This window comes from Bifidobacterium sp. KRGSERBCFTRI, from assembly GCF_025908335.1.
The window spans coordinates 2,225,025-2,247,958 of sequence record NZ_CP109653.1; the positions used below are offsets into that span (position 1 = coordinate 2,225,025).

A 22,934-nucleotide genomic window follows, 5' to 3' on the forward strand; every position below is an offset into this window, starting at 1 on the left:
TCTTTTCGACTGCGACACGCGTATTGTCCGAGCCTTCCGACAACGTGAACAGCGACACGGGGTGCCCGGGCCATGACCTTCAAACATGCTGGAAGCGACGCCAAAGCGGGTCGGCTGGGCTGAGATCACACTCGTTGAACCTGACATAGACAATGCTATCGAAGGGAATGTCATGACCCAGTCTGCAACGAACGAGTCCGGGAACCCTTACCGGGATGCCAGTTCGATGGGCACGACCGGTGCACCGGCACGCTCCGCCGCATACGCCGTGCCCGCAGCCGAACATACCAAGACTGCGAGCCGGATCGGCACGCGATTCATTCCGTGGCATCATGGCCGCGCACCCCGCTTCTGCGCGCTGTGGGCTTCCACGGTGCTCATCGTGCTCGCGTGGGCCTTGGCCACCGGAGGACCGGCGCACAACCGTTCACTGCCCTCCCCCGGCGAAGTGTGGCAGGCGCTCCTTGCGTTGCACAGCGAGGGGCTGTTGCTGCCATCCATAGGCGTAAGCCTCTACAGAGTGTCTCTCGGCGTGGCCCTGGGTGTCGTGACGGCGGTGCCAGCCGGCATCATCGCAGGGTCAAGCACCATTGGCCATGCAATCATGGACAAGCCCATACACATGCTCAGGGCCGTGCCGTTCCCGGCGCTCTCCCCACTGCTCATCGTGCTGTTGGGCATTGGGGAGACGATGAAGGTGGCATTGATCGCCATCGGCGCGTTTGCGCTGATCTATGTGAATGTGCGCGACGGCGTGCGCGGCATCGATCCGAAACTGCTCGAATTGGCGCAGGCATACCACCTGCCCAAACGCACCGTGTTCGCGAAGATCCTGCTGCGGGGCACGCTCCCGCGCTTCATGACGGGGCTGAGGTTCGCACTCACCGTGTCTTGGATCGCGTTGGTGACCTGCGAGACGGTGAATTCCTCGGCAGGCATCGGCTACATTCTCTCGCGTTCCCAGCAGTTCTACCGGACCGACCAGATGGTGCTGTGCATTGTGCTCTATGCATTCCTGGGGCTGTTCAGCGAATGGCTGGTGGGTGCATTGGAACGGCTCGTCGTTCCATGCGCACACTGATACTCCATATAGCGGCAATCAGGTTCACCCTTACAATGACCAATCCCATGAGACATATGGGTACACCCATATGCACCCAAACAAGGAGAATCATGTCACGATCCACCATGCTCAGATTCACGTCCGCCGCATGCGCAGCGTTGCTCTCACTGTCATGCTCGGCCTGCGGCGAACCGAATGCCGCGGATTCCTCCACGACCATGCGCGTGGCCTATCTGTCGACCGCGAATTACCTGACCACCGTACGCGGCGAAGACTTTCTTGACGAGACGATGCAGCACACCAACGTCAAATTCACCGGCCCATACAACCCGACGGATGCATACTCAGCAGTGCTGTCGGGCAATGCCGATGCCACGAGCACCGGCACCGGCTCGTACATCAACTTCGTGGCGCAAGGCCAACCGTGGGTGGCCTTCGCGATCGAGTATTACACCGGTGATTCGCAAGGAATCGTGGCCTCGCCGAAATCTGGGGTGAACTCACTTGAAGACCTCTACGGCAGGAACGTTGCGATCATAAAACGCGGCGGCACCGGCGATTACGTGCTGCACAAGGCATTCGAGCATGACGGACTCGATGTAGGCAGGGTGAACATCGTCGAGATGAGCCCCTCCAATTTCCAGGCGGCTTTCACTTCGGGACAGATCGACGCATTGAGTTCCTTCGACCAGAATCTGGCCGCCGCAATGGCGACCCCGGGCGCGAAACTGCTCGTGAACGCAACGGAATACGGGAATAAGAACGTCTCGATTCATATGGTGTCGAAGGATTTCGCCACCAAGCACCCCGAAGCGGTGAAAGCGATGTATCGGGCGCTCGTCAGGGAATCCGACGTGGCGCAGGCCACGCCGTCGATCATCACCGACGCATACCGGGAATTCGGCGCATCCGATGACGTGACCGAACAGATCGCAAGGTTCAATGTGCCGGTGATCAAGCCGATTGATGCAGAGGGATTGAAGATGCTGGAATCCCAGGCGCAGGAGTATGTCGATTTCGGATTCATTGACGCAATGCCGGACTTGCAGGCGGCGTCAATGGATTGCTCGGCCTGATTGCCTCATCGGAGGTTGTGGGGGAGCCGGCCGGGAAGCCTTGCTTCGTCGAGGTGTCTGCATGGCGCGGCTCCGCTGCGTCGGCAGCACGCTCCTCAGCAATGCTTCCCGGCCGGCTCCCCCACAGCCTCCGGCATATGCAGGTTGTTCGAATTGGAAAGGGAGTGTTTCCATGGCACCAGTTGTGAACATGGACTCGGCGTCCAAGATGTTCGACGGGCGCCCCGTGCTTCGCAATGTGACCCTCACGATTCGCCAAGGCGAATTCGTGTCGCTCATCGGACGCTCGGGATGCGGCAAATCAACGTTGTTGCGCATGATCGCCGGGCTGGTTCCGCCGGATTCGGGGCGCATCGATGTTTCCGGCGAGTACGCCTTCGGCTTTCAGGATGCCCGTCTCGTGCCCTGGCTCAAGGTATGGGACAACATCACATTGGGGATTGACACCAGGCGCAAGTTCCGCAAGGAGGCGGCCCTGCTCGCGTTGCGGCACGTGCAGTTGCCGGACATGGCTGATGTGCTGCCCCACACGCTTTCCGGCGGTCAGATGCAACGGGTCTCGCTCGCCCGCGCATTAGTTCGTCAGCCGAACCTGCTGCTGCTCGATGAGCCATTCGGGGCTTTGGATGCCCTCACCCGTTGGGACATGCAGGATTTGTTGCTCAGATTGCGGAACGAACACGGGTTCGCCACCATCATGGTCACACATGACATCGGCGAGGCCCTGCGTCTGTCGGATCGTGTGCTCGTGCTGCGAAACGGCACAATCCGCGAGGAACTCCGTATCGATCGCACCGAAGTGGACACAGACAACCGGCCTTCTGATTTCGCCGCATTAGAACGTCGACTGCACGACGCGCTTCACGAATAACACCGTCTGTGCGTGCGCGTGTCTGCGGAGAGATTCGATGGGTTTGGATGGGTGGGGCCTGAGCGAGGCGCCGTTGAGGAGCGTGCTGCCGGCGTAGCGAAGCCCCGCCATGCAGACACCTCGACGAAACGACGCCCCGCTCAGGCCCCACCCATCCAAACCCTTCCGCCGCTACTTCACAGGCTTTGCAGACCACGCTAGATCGTCGAGGAGCTGCTCGGTCCAACGCAGCACCTCATCCGATTCCATCGGACCGGAACCCATCGAACCTTCGAACGGCGTGGGTATGGTGTACGCGTTCAACATGGGCCGGTATTGGGCACCTGGGTAGATGCGCGAGATGCGCAGCTGCACCGATTCGGCAGGGTCGATCTTCGAGATGCGCAGCTTCCTGCCCTGGCCGATGATCTCGCTGATGCCAAGCGCGCGTGCCTTTTCACGAAGACGCGCCACGTCGAACAATGATTCGAACACCTTTGGCGGCTTGCCGTAGCGGTCGGTCAGTTCGTCGCGCAACTCGTTCAGATCCTTCTCGCTGCGGGCACCGGCCAGTTTGCGGTAGACCTCCAGCCGCAGCTTGTCGGAACCGATGTAGTCCACGGGTATCGATGCCTCGATCGGCAGGTCGATGGTGACCGCAACCGGTTCCGTGCGTTCCGGATCCTTGTAATCCTCGATCGCCTCGCTCACCATACGCACATAGAGGTCGAAGCCCACGCCTTCGATGTGTCCGCTCTGCTCATCGCCCAGCAGGTTGCCGGTGCCGCGCAACTCGAGATCCTTCATGGCCACGTCGAAGCCGGACCCCAATGCGGTGTTCTGCGCAATGGTGACCAGGCGTTCGTGGGACTGCTCGGTCATCGGCTTGCTCGGATCGTACAGGAAATAGGCATAGGCACGATCACGGCCTCGGCCGACACGTCCACGGAGCTGGTGCAATTGGGAGAGGCCGAATCGGTCGGCACGATCCACAATCAGCGTGTTCGCATTCGAGATATCCAGACCCGTCTCGACAATCGTCGTGCACAGCAGCACATCGATGTCACGATGCCAGAAATCGCGGATGATCTGGTCGAGCTGCTTACGTCCCATCTTGCCATGGGCAATGCCTATCCGGGCTTCGGGAACGAGGTCCTGCAGACGCTTGGCCTTCTCCTCTATGCCCTCGACACGGTTGTGGATGTAGAACACCTGACCGCCGCGCAACAGTTCACGTCGAATCGCCGCGGTGACCTGCGCGTCCTCATAGGCGCCCACATAGGTGAGCACGGGCAGGCGGTCCTCGGGCGGAGTCGCCAGCGTGGACATCTCGCGAATGCCCGTGACAGCCATCTCCAACGTGCGTGGAATCGGCGTGGCCGACAGGCTCAGTACATCGACATTCGTACGTACGGCCTTGAGCGTCTCCTTCGCCTCAACACCAAAACGCTGCTCCTCGTCGATGATCACAAGGCCCAGGTCCTTGAACTTGATCTTCGGATTCAGCAGCTTATGGGTGCCTATCACCACATCGACGGTGCCGTCGGCAAGACCCTTGATCGTCTCATTGATCTCCTTCGTGCTTTGGAATCGGCTCATGGCGCGTACATTCACCGGGAAGCCCTCAAAACGTTCGGTGAAGGTCTGCAGATGCTGCTGCACGAGCAGGGTCGTCGGCACGAGCACAGCCACCTGCTTGGAATCCTGCACCGCCTTGAACGCGGCGCGGATCGCGATCTCGGTCTTGCCGAAGCCTACGTCTCCGCAGATGAGACGGTCCATGGGAATCGGTTTCTCCATATCGGCCTTGACGTCGTCGATCGTGGTGAGCTGGTCCGCCGTCTCCTGGTATGGGAAGGCGTCCTCGAGCTCCTTCTGCCACGGGGTGTCCTTGCTGAACGCGAATCCCTTGGCACGTTGACGCGCGGAATACAGGCGAATGAGGTTCTGCGCGATCTCATGCACATGCTTCTTCGCCTTCGCCTTGGTCTGCGCCCAATCCGACCCGCCGAGCTTGTTGAGCTTGGGAATCTCAGCACCGATGTACTTGCTCACCTGATCGAGCTGGTCGGTGGGTATGAACAGCTTGTCCGGCGGCGCATTGCGCTTGCTCGGCGCGTATTCGATGACCAAGTACTCGCGGGTGGCCTGGTTCTTGCCCGAGCCGGTTGTGCGTTGGCGCATCTCGATGAACCGACCGATGCCGTGCTGTTCGTGCACCACGAAATCGCCCGGTTTCAATTCCATAAGATCAATGGATTTGCGTCGTTTCCGTGCCGTCTTGACCCCTGCGGCGACACTGGTGCGGCCGGTGAGGTCGCGCTCGGTGAGCAACGCGGTCTTCGACGCGTGGTCGATAAAACCGTCTTGCGCCTGCGAACGAATCGTGTCGAAATGCACGACGCCGATCTCATTGAGCATGCGCTTGAGGCGGCTCAGCGTGCCCTGTGCCGCGGCTGTGATAACGACCGCGTAATCCTTGCGAATGAGCTCGCCGAGATGGTCTTCGGCCTTCTCGCCACTGCCGTGGAGATCCTGTGGCGCCACCGCATCGATCTGCACGTGCCCCGGTAGTGACTGGTCCACAGTGAACCCGCTCACCTTCCATAGCTCATGGTTAGAGTAGGTGAGCTGGCCCACCACCTCATCAAGATCAAGGAAGTTCGCGGCTTCGAAGGAGATCGGCGCACCCGCGCCATGTCCCGATGCGGCCACATGCCAGCTGGTGGCGAGGAACTCGTTCGCCGTCTTCATCAGGTCATCCACTGCACGACGCAGCCGTTCCGGGTCGAACAGCATTACGATGCAATCCCTCGGCAGCATGCTCGAAACTGGTTCGAGGTCGTCCACCAATGCCGGGATGAGAGACTCCATGCCCTCCTGCGGGATTGCGTTGGCTATCGATTCCAGAAGATCGTCGGCATTCGGAATCTGCCCGATCAACGATTGCGCACGCTCTCGTATGCCCTCGGTCAGTTGCAGCTCACGGCATGGTGTGGCCCACACCGACCTGATCGGTTCACCATAGGTGCGCTGGTCGGAGGAATGGAAGCGGCGGATCGTGTCGATCTCGTCACCGAAGAACTCGATGCGCACCGGATGCGGTTCGGTGGGAACAAACACGTCGATGATGCCGCCACGCACCGCGAACTCGCCACGGTCCATCACCAGATCGACGCGCGTATAGGAATTGCGGACGAGGCCCTGCACGGCATCTTCAAGGGTGATTTCCTCACCTTGCGCGAAAACGAGCGGCTTCACGTCACCTATGCCAGCCACCACCGGCTGGATGAGCGAACGCACCGGCATGACCAGAATGCGTATCGGGCCGAACATCTCGCTGTCGGACTGCGGGTGGCACAACCGGTAGAACGTCTCCATGCGGTTCGCCACCGTGTCGGCGCGTGGGCTAAGCCTCTCGTGGGGCAGCGTCTCCCATGCCATCAGCTGTGCCACCTCATTCGGATCGCCGTCATACCACGATCGCAGATCGCCGACGAGATCCTCCGCCTCGCGACCGGAGGGGACGACGATGACCACTGGCTTACGGTCCGCACTGGCGGCGGCCAGTGCTGGACGAATGCCGTTGGGAGCTCCGACGAGGATGCTCGGGTCGGCGTCCTCGCCCGCATCCACATGGCCTTCCACCAAACCGGCGAATGCCTGATCCTCCAAAAGACGCTGCCTGAGGGAGAGGAGCGAACCGTTCATCAGCTCGTTGTAGGTCTCCTCCGCCGATCGGTTCGCATTGCTGTGCCTTGCCTTGTCATCGGGCATTGAATTTATCCTGAGCTTTCGTGAGGCCTTCGAATACGATCGTCTCCGCGGCATCTGCACCGTCGGCAAGGAACTCGGGAAGTTGCTTGCGCTGTGCGGCATTGAATTCGCCGAGCACCCAGTTGATCGTGTTGTCGTGGGCGTCGCCGGATCGGCTGGCATGCCCAACACCCATGCGCACACGCGCATAATCAGGGGAATGCAGGCAACGGTCGATTGACTTGATGCCATTGTGGCCCCCGGCCGAGCCACCGGACTTCAATTTGATACGGCCGAATTCGAGGTCCATGTCGTCGTGAATCACCACGATGTGGTCGAGATTGATGTGGTAGTACTCACGGATTGACTGCACGGCCTGCCCGGAATCGTTCATATAGGTCAATGGCTTGCACAGGAACACTTTCGCCGTCTGGCCGTTGAGACTCATCGTGCCTTTGCCCAGATCGGCAAGTCCCTTGTGGTTGGCGAAATGGATGCTCCAGCGCTTCGCCAACTCGTTGACCGTCATGAATCCCATGTTGTGCCGGGTGTTGCGGTATTTCGCCCCCGGGTTGCCCAATCCCACAATCAGCCAGAATTCGCTTGCCATGTGCTCTCCTATCCTCCGGTATCCTCTTGAGTCCTCGTTGCCGTCACCGCCGCGCGATGCCCTCTACTGCGCCCTTGGCGTCCAACGGGGTCAGATCGAGGCACCAATAGCTCATGTCGTGCAGCACTCCTCTGGAATCATACGCAGCTTCGGGCATTTCACCGAATGGCTCAAAGCCGAAGGACTCCACGAGCGCGTTCGACGCAGTATTGTCGGAGAAGATGATGGCGCAGGCCTTGCGCATCGCACGCGCGCGACATTCGTTCAGCAGCGTGCGCAGTGCGAATCTGCCGACTCCCCTGCGCTGCCATCGTGCGGTCACATAATATGCCAGATCGCATACGCCGTCGTAACCCGGACGGTCGTAGAACACCGATATGGCGCCGAATCCCACCTCCTCGGCCTCACCGTCGCCGGCAATCGTCTCGAACACGAACACCGCATATGGATCGACGTGGGACTCAATCCATCGCCGACGCGCCTCATACGTGACCGGCACCGTATCGGCCGTGGACCCTCCGGCCATCACCGCTTCGTTATAGATGTCGGTGATGACCGCAACGTCATCCACCGTGGCAAGGCGATATCTGAATTGCTGCATGGTTCCAGCATATCGGCACAGCAGACCGCGCACATCCTGCCCATGCGTGAGGGGCGCGGCCACAGGACCGCGCCCCTCACGCATGGGCATGGGATTGGCATCATGTCACTTGTCGAGTGCCATCGCCTTGTCGAGTGCCTCTTCGAGACGCTTCTGCGCCTCTCCATAGCCACTCCAGTCACCCTTCTTCATTGCGGAGTCGGCGTCTTTCATGGCCTTTCCGGCATCCTGCAGAGCCTGCGAAAGCTCAGGATTCCGATTTGTATTCGCTGTGGAGCCCGACCCGTCCGCATTGTCGCCGGCCGCACCGGAATCGGACGGATTCCCGCCACTCCCCTGATTCCCGCCATCGCCGGCCTGAGCACCCGAATTGCCATCGAACACCTGGTTCAACGCCTCGTTGAGCGTATTGGCGAAACCGACCTGGTCTCCGAAGGCGACGAGCACTTTCTTGAGCAACGGGTAGCTGGTTGCGCCGGAGGACTTCACGTACACCGGCTCCACGTAGACCAGGCCACCGCCCAGCGGCAACGTGAGCAGATTGCCGCGTTCCACTTGCGTCGAGCCGGATTCGAGCAGGTTGAGCTCCTTCGACACATCGGCGTTCGCATTGAAGTTGTTCTGCGCCTGCCCAGGTCCAGGCACATTGGAATCCTTCGGCAGCTCCTGCAGGCGTATCGTGCCATAATCGGGCCCTCTGACGCCCTTGGTGCGGCCGGCGTCCGAGTCCACCGACAGGAACCCGGTGAGAATCTCACGGGTGCTCGAACCCGCCGGAATATAGGTGGAGGTGAGCGAGAACACCGGTTCGTCAGAACCACCGGTCTGCAAAGTGAGGTAATACGGCGGCTGCAGCACATCGCGGGACTGCTCGCTCTTCGATTCGGTCGGATCGACCGGGGTCTGCCAGAAGTCCTCGCCCGAGAAGAACTGCGAGGCCGAGGTCACATGGTATTTGGCCAGCAGCTGACGCTGCACCTTGAACATGCCCTCCGGATAGCGCATATGCGCCATGAGGTCGCCGGAGATCTCACTCATCGGGTGGTATTGGCCCGGGAAGATGCTCTGCCACGCCTTGAGCACCGGATCGGAGTCATCCCAGGTGTAGAGGTCCACCGAACCGTCGTAGGCGTCGACGGTGGCCTTCACCGAATTGCGCATGTAGTTGACTTCCTTGTCCGTCAGGCCCTGCACCGTCTGGGAGGAGATGGTGGTGGAGTCCTGCGTCGCCTCGGCAAGGTCCGTCTTCTGCGAATACGGGTAGTTGCTCGAGGTGGTATAGCCATCCACAATCCATTTGACCCGGCCGTCCACCACCGCCGGATACACTCGTCCGTCAAGGGTGAGGTACGGCGCGACCTTGGCGACACGTTCCTTGGGGGAACGATCGTAGAGAATCTGGGAATCCGCGTTCACACGGTCGGAGAACAGGATCTGGTCGGAACCGAACTTGATCGAATAGATGAGCCTGGAGAAGATGTTGCCGATGCGCGGGCCACCATTGCCATTGAAGGTGGTGGTGGCTCCCTCGGAACCCGTCGGATAGTCGAATTCCCAGGACTTCGTGCCCTGTGGCGCGCCGACGATCGAATACTCGGGTGCTTCCGGCGAGAAGTAGATGCGCGGTTCGTAGTGCTGGGTGTCGGTGAGATACCCCTGTGTCGGAATGCCGTATTCGAAGAACTGCGGCTGCCCGTCGCTGGTCACTTTGTTGCCGTAGGCGGCCACGATGCCATAGCCATGCGTGTACACGGTGTGGTCGTTCACCCAATTGCGGTTGTCGTTGCCCTCGAGGTTGATCTCCCGGGCCGCGATCACCGTGTCCTGATTGACGCCATCGATGTCATATTTGTCGACCGCCAGCGTGTCGGCGAACGTATAGTACTGCTTCATCTGCTGAAGCTGCTTGAATGTAGGCGAGACGATCTGCGGGTCGAGCAGTCGGATCTGCGCCGTGGTCTCCGCGTCCTTCTGCAGGGCACCCGCCTGCGCCTTCGTGGTGGCCTTGTACTCGTCGGTCTTCACTGCATCCAGCCCATAGGCAGCACGGGTCGCATCGATGTTGCGCTGAATGTATGCCGATTCCATCTCCTGTGCATTCGGATTCACGCGGAACCGCTGGAGCAGCATCGGCCATAGCGTGGACAGCAGTATGCCAACGACGAGCGTGGACGCCACGGCGATGGTGGGCACGCGCCATTCACGCCATGCGGCGGCTGCATTCGCCGTGGGACGCGATACGGCGTCGTCGAATACATGGGTGGTCATGAGCCACACACACAGCACCACGCCGAGGACGGCCGTGAGCACCGCCATGATGACGGTGACGGGGATGCCCGCATTCACCGCCGTGTAATTGGCGCCGGTGAATCGATCGCCCTGTGCGGTGAGCGATGAAAAGACCGAGAGCCCTTGGCTCACTGCCCAGGACAGCATCCACAGCACCAGCCAGATGCCGATCTGGCGACGGGCACGCTTCGTGATGGCGAACAAACCGTGGCCATGCACCGGCATCGTGAAGCGGATGCCGCCCATGGCGACATGCGTGGCCACGCTGAACACCAGCGCCACGAACATGAGCAGTGTGAACGCGGAGACGAGCATGCGCAGTCCCGGCAGCACGAATACGTAGAAACCGTTGTCCAAGCCGAACTGAGGATCGACAGAGCCGAAGCTCTGGTTGTGGAACATGAGCAGAATCTCGGTCCAGTTCGCATTGACCTTGGAACCGAAAATGATGCCCGCGATCAGCGAGATGACCACCGCCACGCGGCGAGCAGTGCGCGAGCTCACGCTCTTGCCGATCTCGATGGTGTCACCGTTGATGCGGATTGTGGAGCCATCGGCGAAATCGGGACGTGCACGAATGGCCAGAGTGGCGGCAATGTAACTGACGAGCACCATGAGGGCCGCATAGAACACCCATAGGCCCACACGGGTGCCGAGCAACGTCCAGACAACGCTCTGGAAGCCGAGCTGCGAATACCACATGACGTCTGCTGCGAATGACGAGACCGCGAAGAACAACGCCACTATGACGGCAATGGCCACGACGACGGCAATGGCCACCCGGCGCCCGTGGTTGCCATGGGGTTTCGCCGGCTTGCGAGTGATGCGCGGAGAGCGGGGCGTGCCGTTGCCGCCTGCAGCATTCGAATGCGGGGGCTCGCCGTCGGTCTCGATGTTGATGACGATCGGATCGTCGTCATTCGATTGCGATTGTGATCGCCGGGTGCCATGCCCGGCACCGAAGAATGGATCGAAGAAAGACATTCGGCCATTCTACCAATGAACCTCTCCCCGACCAAGGGCGTTGGAGGAAGTGCTTGGTTTCTCTTCTGTACCTACACGTTTGCCTATGTATTTCCAGATCCTTCCCCCTGACAGGCGTAGGCTCTCCGGGTGCCGCCGGTGGGGCGCCGGATGCCACGCTTCGTCAAGGTGTCTGCGCGCTTCGCGCGTAGCACGCTCCTCAGCGTGGCATCCGGCGCCCCACCGGCGGCAATCTGTGCCCGCGAACTGTACAATGACAGCAGCCATCGCAGAAACCGAGGACCCATGATCCAGCACAACGACAAGCCACAGCCGAACCGGAACAGGCGCATGGTCCGGATTGTCACGACCGTCATCGTGACATTGGCAATCGTCGCCATTGCGATTGGGGCATTCGCACCGGTTCGCCATGCTACCGATTCCGACACGACGAATGGCAAAGCCGCCCCGACATCGGTTCCCAGCCGCACATCATCGCCAGCCCCCAGCACGACCATTTCCATGCCGCAGACAGCGTCGCCTTCGCCCACCCCCAAGACGGATGGCACCTCGGATCGGGCCAAACGCATTGTAGAGGCGATGAGCCTCGACGAACGCGCCGGGCAATTGGTGATGGCCGCATTGCAATACGGCAATGACCCTGCCACCTTGCAAGCGATGATTCAGGAGCAGCATGTGGGGAACGTGATCCTGATGGGCAACTGGGTGAGCGGCGTCGAGAACGTGGCGCGTGCCACACAGGCACTGCAGAGGTTGAACGCCTCCACCGGATTGCCAGGATTGCTCATCGCCACCGATCAGGAGGGCGGCACGGTCCAGCATCTTTCGGGACCGGGATTCGATGCCATGCCCAGCGCCACGGCTCAGGGTCAGATGCCACTCGACCGGCTGCGCGCAGCCGCGCGGGATTGGGCCCTCCCCCTCAAACGGTCCGGTCTCGCCATGAATCTGGCTCCTTCGGTGGACACGGTGACGATCGAACGTGCCGTCAATGAACCGATCGGCGCGCTCTACCGTGATTTCGGACTCGATGCCCAGCGCAATGGCGAGCATGCTGCAGCTTTCATCGAAGGCATGCGCGCCGGCGGTGTGGGCAGTGCCATCAAGCATTACCCGGGATTGGGATCGGTGAGGGGCAACACCGATTTCACGGCAAACGGCATTGTCGACGACACGACAACCGAGAACGGCACGGAGGTGAATGCATTCACCTCTGCGATCCGGCAGGGCAAACCCGCCATGGTGATGGTGTCGCTGGCCACCTACAAACTCATCGACCCCGACAATCCTGCAGCCTTCTCCCCCGCCATCGTCACCGACATGCTGCGCAGAGGTACCCCGTTCGACGGCGTGGTGATCTCGGATTCCCTCTCGGCCGGTGCCGTGAGCTCGATTGCTCCACAGGATCTGGGCGTGCGGTTCATTGATGCGGGAGGGGACATCTGCTGCATGAACGCCGCAAGCTATACGCAGCCAATTCTGGACGGCATACGCAGCCGCGCTGCCGCGGACAAGGGTTTTGCCGCCAAGGTCACTGCGAGTGCCGAACGCGTGGTGAGACTGAAAATAGAGCTCGGCTTGGTGCAGTGAAACCGTGAACAGGAAGCGGGTGTGCCCTATGGGGCGCACCCGCTCGGATATTGGTCGTTTCAGCAGCAGCAGCCGGTGGGATGCAGGCGCTCATACTCGTCACGTGCATCGTTGAACTCACGCACGCTCATCGGCGCGCGACCTGGATGCTCGGCGCGCAGATGCTCGACATAACGGCCGTATCTCGCCTCGCCGCTCACCTCCCGCAGATACCAGACGATCGCACGCCATACGCGGCGCGTCAGATCTGCCATCCTGGCCATCCTGCGGAACCATCGGGATATATGCATTGCCATATGCACCTCATGCCAGCTGTGGTTGGAGGCCGAGCGCGACCTCGTCATCGGAGTCATCGGGCTCCACAGACCTCTTAGACGGCAACGCACCCGTGCGCACCGCATATTCGCGGGCCACACGTTTTTCCAGATTCGTGGCGAGCAGCCCGGAGGGGGCGAACCATGCGGATTGCACGAACGGTTCCTCGGTGGACATGTCGGTACCATACTCCTTGGCCCGCACCGTATTCACGATCACGACGACGCCGACGACCAGGAACGTGGCCATCATGAGGAAGAAGAACACGGAAAGCGCTCCATCGAGGTAGGCGTTCGACAGCGACGCACGCGCGTTCGCCAATGCCTCACCCTCGAGGGTCCCCGAGGCGATCTGTTCGCGGTATTTTGCGGCGGCGGCAAAATAGCCGAGCTTGGAATCGAAAATCTTCTGGAAGTCTGCGGTGAATGTCACTGCGACATCCCACACCAACGGCACGATCGGGATCCAGGCATACCGATGCAGCCCCTTCTTGAACACGCATACGGTCACCAACATCAGGCAGCCGGCTGCGAGCAGCTGGTTCGAAATGCCGAAGATCGGGACCATCGCGTTGATGCCGCCATTCGCGTCGGAGACGCCCATGTACAGCATGGATCCCCAAGCCGCTGTGGCGATGAACGTGGTGATGAGGTTGCCGGGCTTCCACGTGGGGTCGGAGAACTTCCGCAGCTTGCGTACATTGCCCAGCAGGTCGCCGATCTGGTATCGGGCCACACGTGTGCCGTTGTCGACGGTGGTGAGAATGAACAGGGCCTCGAACATGATGGCGAAGTGGTACCAGAACGCCATCGAATCCTCACCGCCCATGTATGACTTGAGGAAGTTGGCCATGCCAATGGCGAAGGTGGTGGCACCGCCGGTACGCGAGACGATGCTCTCCTCGCCCACATCATGCGCGGCCTGGGTCAATGCCTCCGCGCCCTCGTACGTGGTGCCGTGGGACTGCCACGTCACCTTCATCTGGTTGCCTTCGATGTCCTTGACGTTCATGTTGCCAACGGCAGCCACCGCGTTCTGTTCGGGGGAAGCGGAAGCGGAGTATGCCGAACCAGCGGTCGCCTCGATCTGGGGCGCGCTCATGTTCAGCGAGAAATAGACGCCTTGGCTGATTGTGATGGCAGCAATGAGCGCGATGATGGCGGTGAACGACTCGACGAGCATGGAGCCGTAGCCGATCATGCGAAGCTGGCTCTCCTTCTCCACGGCCTTCGGCGTGAGACCCGAGGAAACCGCGCCATGGAAGCCCGAGAGCGCCCCACAGGCGATGGTGATGAACAGGAACGGGAAGAGGTTGCCGGAGAAGGTCGGGCCGTTCGATTGGCTGGCCAGCATGCTGATCCCCGGCATGCTGACCTGCGGATTCGAAACGGCGATGCCGACGACGAGCAGCGCCAATGTGCCGATCTTCATCAATGTGGACAGGTAGTCGCGCGGGGTCACCAGCAGCCAGTGCTGCAACGCTGCGGCCGCGAACGAGTAGACAATGAGCGCGACGACGAGCTGCTTGGCGTTGAGCGTGAAGATGGGTGCGAGCGTCGGGTTCGAAACGACCCAGCCACCGCCGACAATGGCGAGCACCAGCAGCACAAAACCGAGGATGGTGGTCTCGATGACCTTGCCCGGCCGCAAGAAGCGCTCATAGCAGCCCATGACCAGCGCGATTGGGATCGTCATGCCCAGGGAGAACACGGCCCACGGCGAGCTTGCCATGGCCTTGATGGCGACGAGCGCGAGGAACGCCATCGCAATGGCGGTGACCACGACGAGGAACAGCGAGATGATGATGCCACCGAACTTGCCCATCTCATCAGTGGCCATCTGGCCGAAGGAACGGCCCTGTCGTTTCGCCGAGATCCACAGCATGAGCATGTCTTGCACGGCGCCGGCGAAGATCACGCCGAGGATGATCCACAGGACGCTTGGCAGGTAGCCCATCTGCGCCGCCAGAATCGGTCCGACAAGAGGTCCAGCTCCGGAGATCGCCGCAAAATGCTGTCCGAAGAGCACACGACGGTCCGCCCGCTCGAAGTTCGCACCGTCATGCACGCGCTCCGCAGGTGTGGCGTTCGCGTCGTCGGTGCGCATGATCTTGATCTGGATGCAATACGCATAGAAACGGTAGGCGATGGCATACGAGCACAGCGCCACGACGATGAACCAGATGGCGCTGATCTGTTCGCCGCGCGCCACCGCCAGAACCGTCCAGCCGACCGCGCAGACAATGGCGACAAGCGCCCACGCCACCGCCTTCTTCCACGTCCATACCATCTTCGGCCGAATGCCGGCAGGCAATCCGTTCCCGTCACGAATGATTCGCGCCTCCTCGGCGTCGTTGTATGCCACGCCCGGCGCCGGTTCCGATGCCGCTGATGTCGCAGAGACCATCTCCGTCCGACGTTTCGGGCAACGCGAGCATCACGCGAACTGCGAATTGCACAGATTCGCATATGCCCCGTCTTTCGCGAGCAACTGCTCGTGGGTGCCATGTTCAAGAATGTCGCCATGCTTCATGTACAGAATGAGGTCGGCGTCTCGGATTGCGGACAGTCGGTGAGCGATGACGAAACTCGTCCGGTTCGCCATCAGCGCGTCCATCGCCTTTGCAATCGCCTGCTCCGTGCGGGTGTCCACCGAGCTTGTCGCCTCATCGAAAATGAGCACGCCGGGTCTGCGAGGAATACACGCGCAATCGTGAGCAGCTGCCGCTGCCCCACCGACAGATTGTTCGCTTCGTTGTCGAGCACCGTGTCGAGACTGAACGCGAACGTAAGCGCAACGACGAAGATGAACGGCACCGGCAGCATCATCATGATGACGTCCGTGATGGCCACCTGAATGTTCACGACATCGCTCATCGTGCGCGTGACCATCGATGCGGTACCGAGCTGGCGGAAGTCGAAGACGGACATATCGAGCGACGCGGCGATCATCTGCAGCGCGGTGACGGTCATCGCGTGGAATGACATCGCGGCGGTGCCTTTGTCGAGCAGCCGCGCTGCCAGGGTCGGCACCAGCAAAGCGCCGACGACATCGGCGGCCATCAGCACGTGGGTCAGCGCCAACAGCCAGCCGTGCGGTTACATGAAACGCAGTATGAGTCTCATAATTCCTCAGAATAGGTAGAAAACGGCGTCATTCGACGAGGTCTGAAATATTGTCCCATATTGAGACATTTAATAGACTATCCCCTATCGTCCCCGAGTGGACAATCGACATATTCTCTTCACAAGGCGCCCACACCCGGCTGCGAAGATCAGCCGAGGAACCACGGCACGACAGGTTACCGGCAGCGATGTCACCGTTCCTCATCCGTAAACAGATGACGCAAGAGCACATCCCTATGATTGATGAACGATGCGGTGATGCGGTAGGCATCGGTGTCCTCGTAGTCACACGGACGAACGCCATCGTCATCGAATTGAAGGATCTGCGCCCCTGGCAGTCCGAGCAGTATCGGCGAATGGGTGGCGACGATGAACTGCGCGCCCTGTTCCGCCAACCGATGCATATGCGCCAGAAGTGCCAGCTGCCGGCCGGCGGACAATGCGGACTCGGGCTCATCCATGAGATAGAGGCCGGGCGCATTGCGTGACAGCATGATCTCGAGGAAGCCTTCGCCATGCGACATCTCGTGCAATGCAGACATCGCGCTGCGACCTCGATCGTAATCACGCGCCTGCGTGGCCATCGTGAAGAAGCTCTCGGCGCGCAGGAAGAAACTGGATGGCGGAATCGCTCGTTTGCGGTAGAGAATAAGCGCATCGGCCAGATCCGAACAGTCATCATAAGTGCTGAAACGATAGTTGCGCGAACCACCCTCCGCGCTGAAGCCGCATACCACCGCGATCGCCTCCAGCAGCGTCGATTTGTCGCTCCCGTTCTCTCAGGTCAGCAGCACGACGGGTGAACCGAACTCCAGTTCGTCGAGCGAGCGCAATGCGGGAATCCGATTCACATATGAGGCACCAAGCTGTCTGTAATCGACACGGAATCCGGAGATAGTCAAATCATCCATCGGCACCCGTCCAATCGCGAGCTCCGGCACAATAAACGGAATATATGGCAACAGACGCATAAACCACCTTTTCGTGGACGCACGCCTCCCGCACACCACACTCTACCGGCGTGGACGAAACAGAACACTGGGCACCACAATGCTTCATGTCAGGCGTCAATGCCGTCGATTTGCTGTTCCAATGCGTTCATGAACCTGTCGACATAGGTGATCATTGCACGACGTTCTGCGGGTTCGAGTGTAGGCATCGCACGCACTTCAGCCTGACGCAACGGTGCAATCATGCGCTCCCGGTAACGCTCCCCCTCTTCGGTGAGGTGGATTCGCTTGATGCGCTTGTCGTGTTTGCTGCCCTGCAATCGGAGTAATCCTTGTGCGACAAGCGAATTGAACACATTGTTCACGGTCTGGCGGGGCAACAACGTATAGGCGCAAATCTCCCGCTGTGACGTACCGTCGTTCTCACGGATGTAGTCGAAAATGAGATACACGCTGAACAAGAGTCCGGAACGACGCCCATACGCGCCGTAGATCAAGTCGACACGGCGGAACTCCTCGAAGAATGCGATGAGCTGTGTATCGAGATCGCTATGGGCCGCCTGCGCGTGCTCGATCACATCGGCGCGGGGTGACTCGAATTCTGATGTATGCTCAGTGGACATTGGACATGGAAGGGGCCGGCCACAGACCGGCCCCTTCGACCCTCAGTGCTGGTCGAGGTCCAGCGGCTTGACACGGCCCGAATCGAGCAGGCTCTCGAGATCGGCAGGGCCATCGAGCACGGCCGTGGCGGCCTGATCCACCATCAGACTGATGCGACCGTTCGGCAGAATCCCCTCGCAATAGGCGTACACCGGCTTACCAAGCGCATACCCGTAGGCGAGCGCGAAGACGGCACCTGCATCGTTGTCGTCCATATTCGCGATCACGGCCCGGGAATTGGCGATTGCGGCGATGCGATTGGCGAAGACCGCCTGTGGGCCCGAGACGTTGACGTCCATGGCGAAACGCGGACGGTACACGCTCATGCCGCGGTCGTTGAGCACCTTCTCAAGGCGCTCCATGCTCTCCACCTGTTCCGCCGTCTCATATGGCCCCGCCACATAGAAGTCGTAGACGGGCTTCGAGGACGTGAACTGAATGGTTTCATTGGAATCGAAATTGCTCATAGCCCTATTGAACCTCTCTTCCACCGTGATTCCGGCAAGTTGGCTGTAAGCAATACTACTCTGGGCCAGTCCGGCGGACCGCTCCTACAATGGTTGCGTCAGCCCGGAGCATGGAATGCCTCCGGGAATGCGGGACCGCAGACCGCCGGGCTTGCGGAAAGGAAAAGGCAGACAGCATGGATTCGACCAGACAGGCTGCAGAAACGCGGTTGGAGCACGACGTCATAGGCACAATGGAGATTCCCGCCGATGTGTACTGGGGCATCCACACCCAACGAGCCATGGGCAACTTCACGGTCACCGGCATCGCCGACGGCTCCCACACTGCGCTCATCCGAGCCTACGCCACCGTCAAACGTGCCTGCGCCATAGCAAACTACCAATTGGGCATGCTCGATGCTCGCAAGGCCCATCACATAGAGCAGGCCTGTCTGGAGATCGAGAACGGCGCGCTTGCCGACCAGTTTCCCGTTGACGTGCTGCAGGGCGGAGCGGGCACCAGCCTGAACATGAACATGAACGAGGTGATTGCCAACCGCGCGCTTGAGCTGGCCGGAAAGCCCCGTGGCGACTACGGGTACATTCATCCCAACGACGATGTGAACCGCAGTCAATCCACCAACGACACCTATCCGGCGGCCTGCAGGCTCGCCATCCTCCAAGGTCTCAAGCCCCTGCGCGAGGCCACGCAGCGTCTTCGTGAAGCATTCCACATGCAGGCAGACCGCCATAGCAACGATATCAAGATCGGCCGCACACAACTGCAGGATGCGGTGCCCATGACCTACGGTCAGGAGATACACGCTTGGGCGAGCTTCCTGGCGACCGACTTGGAGGCCATGAATACGTTGGCGAAACGGCTGTGCGTATTCAATTTGGGGGCCACGGCAATCGGCACTGGCATCTGTGCCGATCTTCGCTTCCGCCACACCGCCACCACCGTGCTCGCCGAAATCACCGACCTGCCCATCACCGCCGCCTCGGATCCCGTGGCCGCCGTCACCGACACCAGCTCCTACATCGAAGCCAGTGCCGTGCTCAAGAATCTTGCGGTGCACCTGAAGAAGGCAGCCGACGACCTCCGTCTGCTCAATTCCGGCCCGCGTTGCGGATTCGGAGATCTCACGGTTCCTCCGCGGCAGGCAGGCTCCTCGATCATGCCCGGCAAGATCAATCCGGTGATTCCCGAGTGTGTGGACCAATGCTGCTTCACGATCTTCGGCATGGATGTGACCGTCAACTGGGCATGCGCGGAAGGCCAGCTCCAACTCAACGCCTTCGACCCGCTCATCATTCACGAGATACTCACCGCGATGACGATTGCCATCAACGCCATGGACATGTTCCGCACGAAATGCGTCGACGGACTGAGAATCAACGTCGAACAGGGACGGAGAGACGCGGAGATGTCGCCATCGATCTGTGCCGCGCTGAATGGGAAGATCGGGTATGAGCAGGCGATGAGCATAGCCAAGGAAGCCGTCGCCACCGGCAAATCGGTGCGCGAAGTGGCCGGGGAACGCACCGACGCCGATCGCACCGAACTCGATTCACTGCTCGACATCGCCGCCATGTCGCGAAAACTCGGACAGACCTGCCGTGACGTGGATGCCGACGGCAACGTCATCTCACCGACAACGGACTGAAGAGCGGCCTCATACGAGGTGGGGCGAGCCGCGCGAAAGCACGCCCCACCTCTTTTCACACCGAATACTGAGCAGTCCATGACCAATATCTGAGATTATTGCCTGGTTTTTGCATAAAAACTCTTGACTCGCGAACCATTCCGCGCTTTCCTGAAACCATGAGTTCAACATCGCCATCCCACTCCCTCACGTTGGAGACCTGCCCCCTCAACACCGACGTGGTGATCCGAGCCATCGCGCTCGATGAGCGCCATCGGTTCCGCATGCTCGAGCTGGGCTTGCGCGACGGCGTGACTGTACGCGTGGTGCAGAAGTCGAATTTCGGAGGGCGAGTGGTGGCCAAGGGCACCGAACGCATTGCACTCGACGAGTCCACGGCACGCAGCATCCATGTCACCACAACCACCGCGCAGACCGCGCATTGAGTACCATTCCATCTGCGAAATTCCACGATTCCCAAGGTTTGGACCGATATGAGCAACGAATCACATTCCCAGCACTCACGCGGCTTCGCCGCCATACTGCCCCGCAAACACGACGGGCATCGCAGCCGCCATACCAAGCCATGCTGCGACACCGGCGGTCACCGCATCTCAGCGAATGGCTCGCACCGACGCATCGTGTTCATTGGCAATCCGAACGTCGGCAAATCCTCGCTGTTCAACGCGATTCTCGGCACAAAAAGCCGTGTGATGAACGCCCCGGGCACTACGGTGCTGCTCGAGGAAGGCGAATATGCACATGATGGCAACACATGGGATCTCATCGACACACCGGGCACCTATTCCCTTCTTCCGCTCTCCCCCGATGAGAAGGTGGCGGCCGACACCGTGATGGGGTTGGATGGGGAGAAGAATCCCGACCTTATTGTCACCGTGCTCGACGCCACGAACCTCTCGCGCTCGCTGTATTTCCTCGCCATGGTTCTCGAACTCGGCAAGCCCACCGTGGTCGCATTGACCATGAACGACCTCGCACGCAAACAGGGAGCGGGCATAGACCCGAAGGAGCTCTCACACACACTGGGAGGCGTCCCGGTGATTGAAGTGAACGGCCGTTCCGGTGAAGGCAAGCGTGAGCTCATGGATATGGTCGGCACTCACTTCTCCGGCACGCCGCTGCCGGCGGGACTCACCGCCGTCGACCCTCATGACATCGACGTGCCACAATGGGTGGAGGGCAATGCCGACGCACGATTCGACTGGGCCGCACACGTGCTTTCACAGCTCAATATGCAGGCACGCGACCGCGTGACAGTCTCCGATCGCATCGATCGCGTGCTGCTCAACCCGTTCCTGGGCGTCATCGTGTTCCTCGCCCTCATGTATGCGATGTTCCAAGCCACCACGGTATTGGCCGGCCCTGCCCAGGATTGGGTGGACGGCACTGTGCGCGAATGGCTCACCGCAGGCGTGGACTGGGTGTTCAATCTATTCGGGCCGCATACCGTAGACGGCTGGTTCCACTCACTCGTCGTCGACGGGCTCATCGACGGCATCGTCACGATCGGCACATTCATTCCACCAATGGGCATCATGTTCATCTGCCTGTCGTTGCTCGAAGATTCCGGATACCTCGCCCGCGCGGCCTTCGTGATGGACAGGGCGATGCGCTGCATGCATCTCGACGGGCGCGCCTTCTTGCCGATCGTCATCGGATTCGGCTGCAATCTGCCGGCGCTCGCCGCGACCCGTACGCTACCCGATTCGCGCCAACGCGTGATGGTGGGCATGCTTGTGCCGTTCTCAAGCTGCACCGCGAGACTGTCGGTGTACATGGTGCTCGCCTATGCATTCTTCCGCGAGCAGGCGGGTCTTGTGGTGTTCCTCATGTATGTGATCTCCATTGTGCTCATTCTGCTGGTGGGCATCCTGCTGCGCAAGGTGAAGTTCACGAGCCTGACCTCCGAGCCTTTCGCAATGAGTCTGCCGCCATACCAGTGGCCGCGTCTCGTCGTGCTCATTCGCTCGGTGCTCATGCGCCTGTGGGGATTCGTACGTGGCGCGAGCTCGATCATCATCACCATGCTCATCGCCATGTGGCTGCTGCAGAGCATTCCGGCGACCGCGACGGCCGGCTCGTTCGCTGCGGTGGATGACGTGCATGATTCGGTGTATGGCGTTGTGGCCGACACCGTGGCCCCTGTGTTCAAGCCCGCGGGTTTCGACGACTGGCATGCATCGGCCGCCTTGATGACAGGCTTCGTGGCCAAGGAGGTCGTTGTCGCGTCCATGGCGCAATCGTACAGCATCGACACCGGCGATGAGGACGAGCAGCACCAGGGCGAAGGCTCGCTTGGCGCCCGTCTGCGCTCGTCGTTCGACGAATCATCCGGAGGGCACGGCAAGGCCGCGGCCATTGCGTTCCTGGTGTTCACGCTCGCGTACACACCATGTCTGGCCACGGTGGCGGAGATGAGACGGCAGTTCAATATGAAGATAGCGATGCAATCCGTGGGCATGAGTCTGATCATCGCCTATGTGCTCGCCGTGCTCGCATTCCAGTTGCTGAGGTTCATCTGGTGAGCACCGGTTTCCGTCGGACGGCCGCACACCCAGCTACCGACAGCGGGCGAGCGGACGGTGTGGTAGAACGCACCATCCGCTCGCTTGAATCGGGTATGTCAGTGGGCGAGGTTGCGCGCGCGAGCAATCTGCCACGCGATTTCATCGAACAGATCGCGGTGTTCGCACGCGAGCGCGGGCGGCTTGACTTCGTGTCGCTCTCGGCAGACTCGGGATGCGGAACCGGTTCATGCACGCCCGATCCCGATTCGATCATCTGTGCAAGCTGCCCGCTCGCGCCACCTGCCGCGAAGCGAGGCCATACGCCTCTGGCCCATATCGCGTCAACTGTACGCAATGCAATCGGCCGCAATAAGCGTTCCTAGGAATGCGGTTAACAAACGCCAGCCATCGTGAACCGCATGCATATTCGCCATGCGTTTGC

The 22,934-nt window shown here is 60.5% G+C and carries 18 protein-coding genes, 1 pseudogene and 1 riboswitch; of the genes and pseudogenes, 8 read left to right on the forward strand and 11 right to left on the reverse strand.

The features are described from left to right. Positions 1-47: 47 nt before the first annotated feature. Positions 48-185: riboswitch (TPP riboswitch) on the forward strand. From OGI63_RS09680 to OGI63_RS09690, 3 genes are all read left to right on the forward strand, one after another. Then, positions 173-1,081: an ABC transporter permease gene (locus OGI63_RS09680; protein WP_004217714.1), complete on the forward strand. Its 909-nt coding sequence runs from the start codon at positions 173-175 to the stop codon at positions 1,079-1,081. It overlaps the preceding riboswitch by 13 nt. A 92-nt stretch (positions 1,082-1,173) precedes the next feature. Beyond that, the gene (locus OGI63_RS09685; RefSeq protein ID WP_004217713.1) at positions 1,174-2,139 is read left to right on the forward strand and encodes an ABC transporter substrate-binding protein; all 966 of its coding nucleotides are present in this window, start codon (positions 1,174-1,176) and stop codon (positions 2,137-2,139) included. 172 nt (positions 2,140-2,311) lie between these two features. Continuing rightward, complete coding sequence (locus OGI63_RS09690) at positions 2,312-3,010, forward strand: ABC transporter ATP-binding protein (protein ID WP_004217712.1); 699 nt, start codon at positions 2,312-2,314, stop codon at positions 3,008-3,010. Positions 3,011-3,181: 171 nt separating this feature from the next. Here OGI63_RS09690 and mfd read toward each other — a convergent pair whose 3' ends face one another. From mfd to OGI63_RS09710, 4 genes are read right to left on the reverse strand one after another with little or no spacing between them, the layout of a single operon-like run. After that, positions 3,182-6,766, reverse strand: coding sequence for a transcription-repair coupling factor (mfd, locus tag OGI63_RS09695; protein WP_004217711.1), 3,585 nt, complete (start codon positions 6,764-6,766; stop codon positions 3,182-3,184). After that, positions 6,756-7,355 (reverse strand): aminoacyl-tRNA hydrolase, encoded by a 600-nt coding sequence (gene pth, locus OGI63_RS09700; protein WP_004217710.1) that lies wholly within the window; start codon positions 7,353-7,355, stop codon positions 6,756-6,758. Before pth ends, mfd begins: the two co-directional genes overlap by 11 nt. Positions 7,356-7,398: 43 nt before the next feature. Beyond that, positions 7,399-8,046, reverse strand: coding sequence for a GNAT family N-acetyltransferase (locus OGI63_RS09705; protein ID WP_004217709.1), 648 nt, complete (start codon positions 8,044-8,046; stop codon positions 7,399-7,401). Between the two features lie 15 nt (positions 8,047-8,061). Further along, complete coding sequence (locus OGI63_RS09710; RefSeq protein ID WP_004217708.1) at positions 8,062-11,229, reverse strand: UPF0182 family protein; 3,168 nt, start codon at positions 11,227-11,229, stop codon at positions 8,062-8,064. A 150-nt stretch (positions 11,230-11,379) separates the two neighbouring features. Between OGI63_RS09710 and OGI63_RS09715 the strand changes: the two genes are divergently transcribed. Then, positions 11,380-12,819: a glycoside hydrolase family 3 N-terminal domain-containing protein gene (locus tag OGI63_RS09715; RefSeq protein ID WP_004217706.1), complete on the forward strand. Its 1,440-nt coding sequence runs from the start codon at positions 11,380-11,382 to the stop codon at positions 12,817-12,819. A 59-nt stretch (positions 12,820-12,878) separates the two neighbouring features. Here OGI63_RS09715 and OGI63_RS09720 read toward each other — a convergent pair whose 3' ends face one another. The 7 genes and pseudogenes from OGI63_RS09720 to OGI63_RS09750 all read right to left on the reverse strand — a co-directional run bounded on the left by OGI63_RS09720 (position 12,879) and on the right by OGI63_RS09750 (position 18,339). After that, positions 12,879-13,073, reverse strand: a complete 195-nt coding sequence (locus OGI63_RS09720; RefSeq protein ID WP_004217704.1) for a YbdD/YjiX family protein — start codon at positions 13,071-13,073, stop codon at positions 12,879-12,881. Positions 13,074-13,122: 49 nt separating this feature from the next. After that, the gene (locus tag OGI63_RS09725; protein ID WP_004217702.1) at positions 13,123-15,540 is read right to left on the reverse strand and encodes a carbon starvation CstA family protein; all 2,418 of its coding nucleotides are present in this window, start codon (positions 15,538-15,540) and stop codon (positions 13,123-13,125) included. Between the two features lie 30 nt (positions 15,541-15,570). Further along, positions 15,571-15,905 (reverse strand): annotated as a pseudogene (locus OGI63_RS09730) (ATP-binding cassette domain-containing protein); the annotation flags it as partial. Between the two features lie 545 nt (positions 15,906-16,450). Further along, positions 16,451-16,996 carry an AAA family ATPase gene (locus OGI63_RS09735; RefSeq protein WP_004217698.1) on the reverse strand — a complete coding sequence of 182 codons (546 nt, stop codon included), beginning with the start codon at positions 16,994-16,996 and terminating at the stop codon, positions 16,451-16,453. Between the two features lie 42 nt (positions 16,997-17,038). Continuing rightward, positions 17,039-17,230 (reverse strand): hypothetical protein, encoded by a 192-nt coding sequence (locus tag OGI63_RS09740; protein ID WP_004217697.1) that lies wholly within the window; start codon positions 17,228-17,230, stop codon positions 17,039-17,041. Positions 17,231-17,319: 89 nt separating this feature from the next. Further along, on the reverse strand, positions 17,320-17,832 hold the full coding sequence (locus OGI63_RS09745; RefSeq protein ID WP_004217696.1) for a MarR family winged helix-turn-helix transcriptional regulator: 513 nt from the start codon (positions 17,830-17,832) through the stop codon (positions 17,320-17,322). 42 nt (positions 17,833-17,874) lie between these two features. After that, entirely contained in the window at positions 17,875-18,339 is a 465-nt protein-coding gene (locus tag OGI63_RS09750; protein ID WP_004217694.1) for a nucleoside 2-deoxyribosyltransferase, read from the reverse strand. 176 nt (positions 18,340-18,515) lie between these two features. On the opposite strand from OGI63_RS09750, the gene OGI63_RS09755 reads away from it, so the two are divergent. The 4 genes from OGI63_RS09755 to OGI63_RS09770 all read left to right on the forward strand — a co-directional run bounded on the left by OGI63_RS09755 (position 18,516) and on the right by OGI63_RS09770 (position 22,875). Further along, complete coding sequence (locus tag OGI63_RS09755) at positions 18,516-19,985, forward strand: aspartate ammonia-lyase (protein WP_004217692.1); 1,470 nt, start codon at positions 18,516-18,518, stop codon at positions 19,983-19,985. 158 nt (positions 19,986-20,143) lie between these two features. After that, positions 20,144-20,410: a FeoA family protein gene (locus OGI63_RS09760; protein WP_012619907.1), complete on the forward strand. Its 267-nt coding sequence runs from the start codon at positions 20,144-20,146 to the stop codon at positions 20,408-20,410. A 48-nt stretch (positions 20,411-20,458) separates the two neighbouring features. After that, complete coding sequence (feoB, locus tag OGI63_RS09765) at positions 20,459-22,510, forward strand: ferrous iron transport protein B (RefSeq protein ID WP_004217690.1); 2,052 nt, start codon at positions 20,459-20,461, stop codon at positions 22,508-22,510. Next, positions 22,507-22,875, forward strand: a complete 369-nt coding sequence (locus OGI63_RS09770; protein WP_014482984.1) for a hypothetical protein — start codon at positions 22,507-22,509, stop codon at positions 22,873-22,875. Before feoB ends, OGI63_RS09770 begins: the two co-directional genes overlap by 4 nt. The last annotated feature ends 59 nt before the right edge of the window (positions 22,876-22,934 follow it).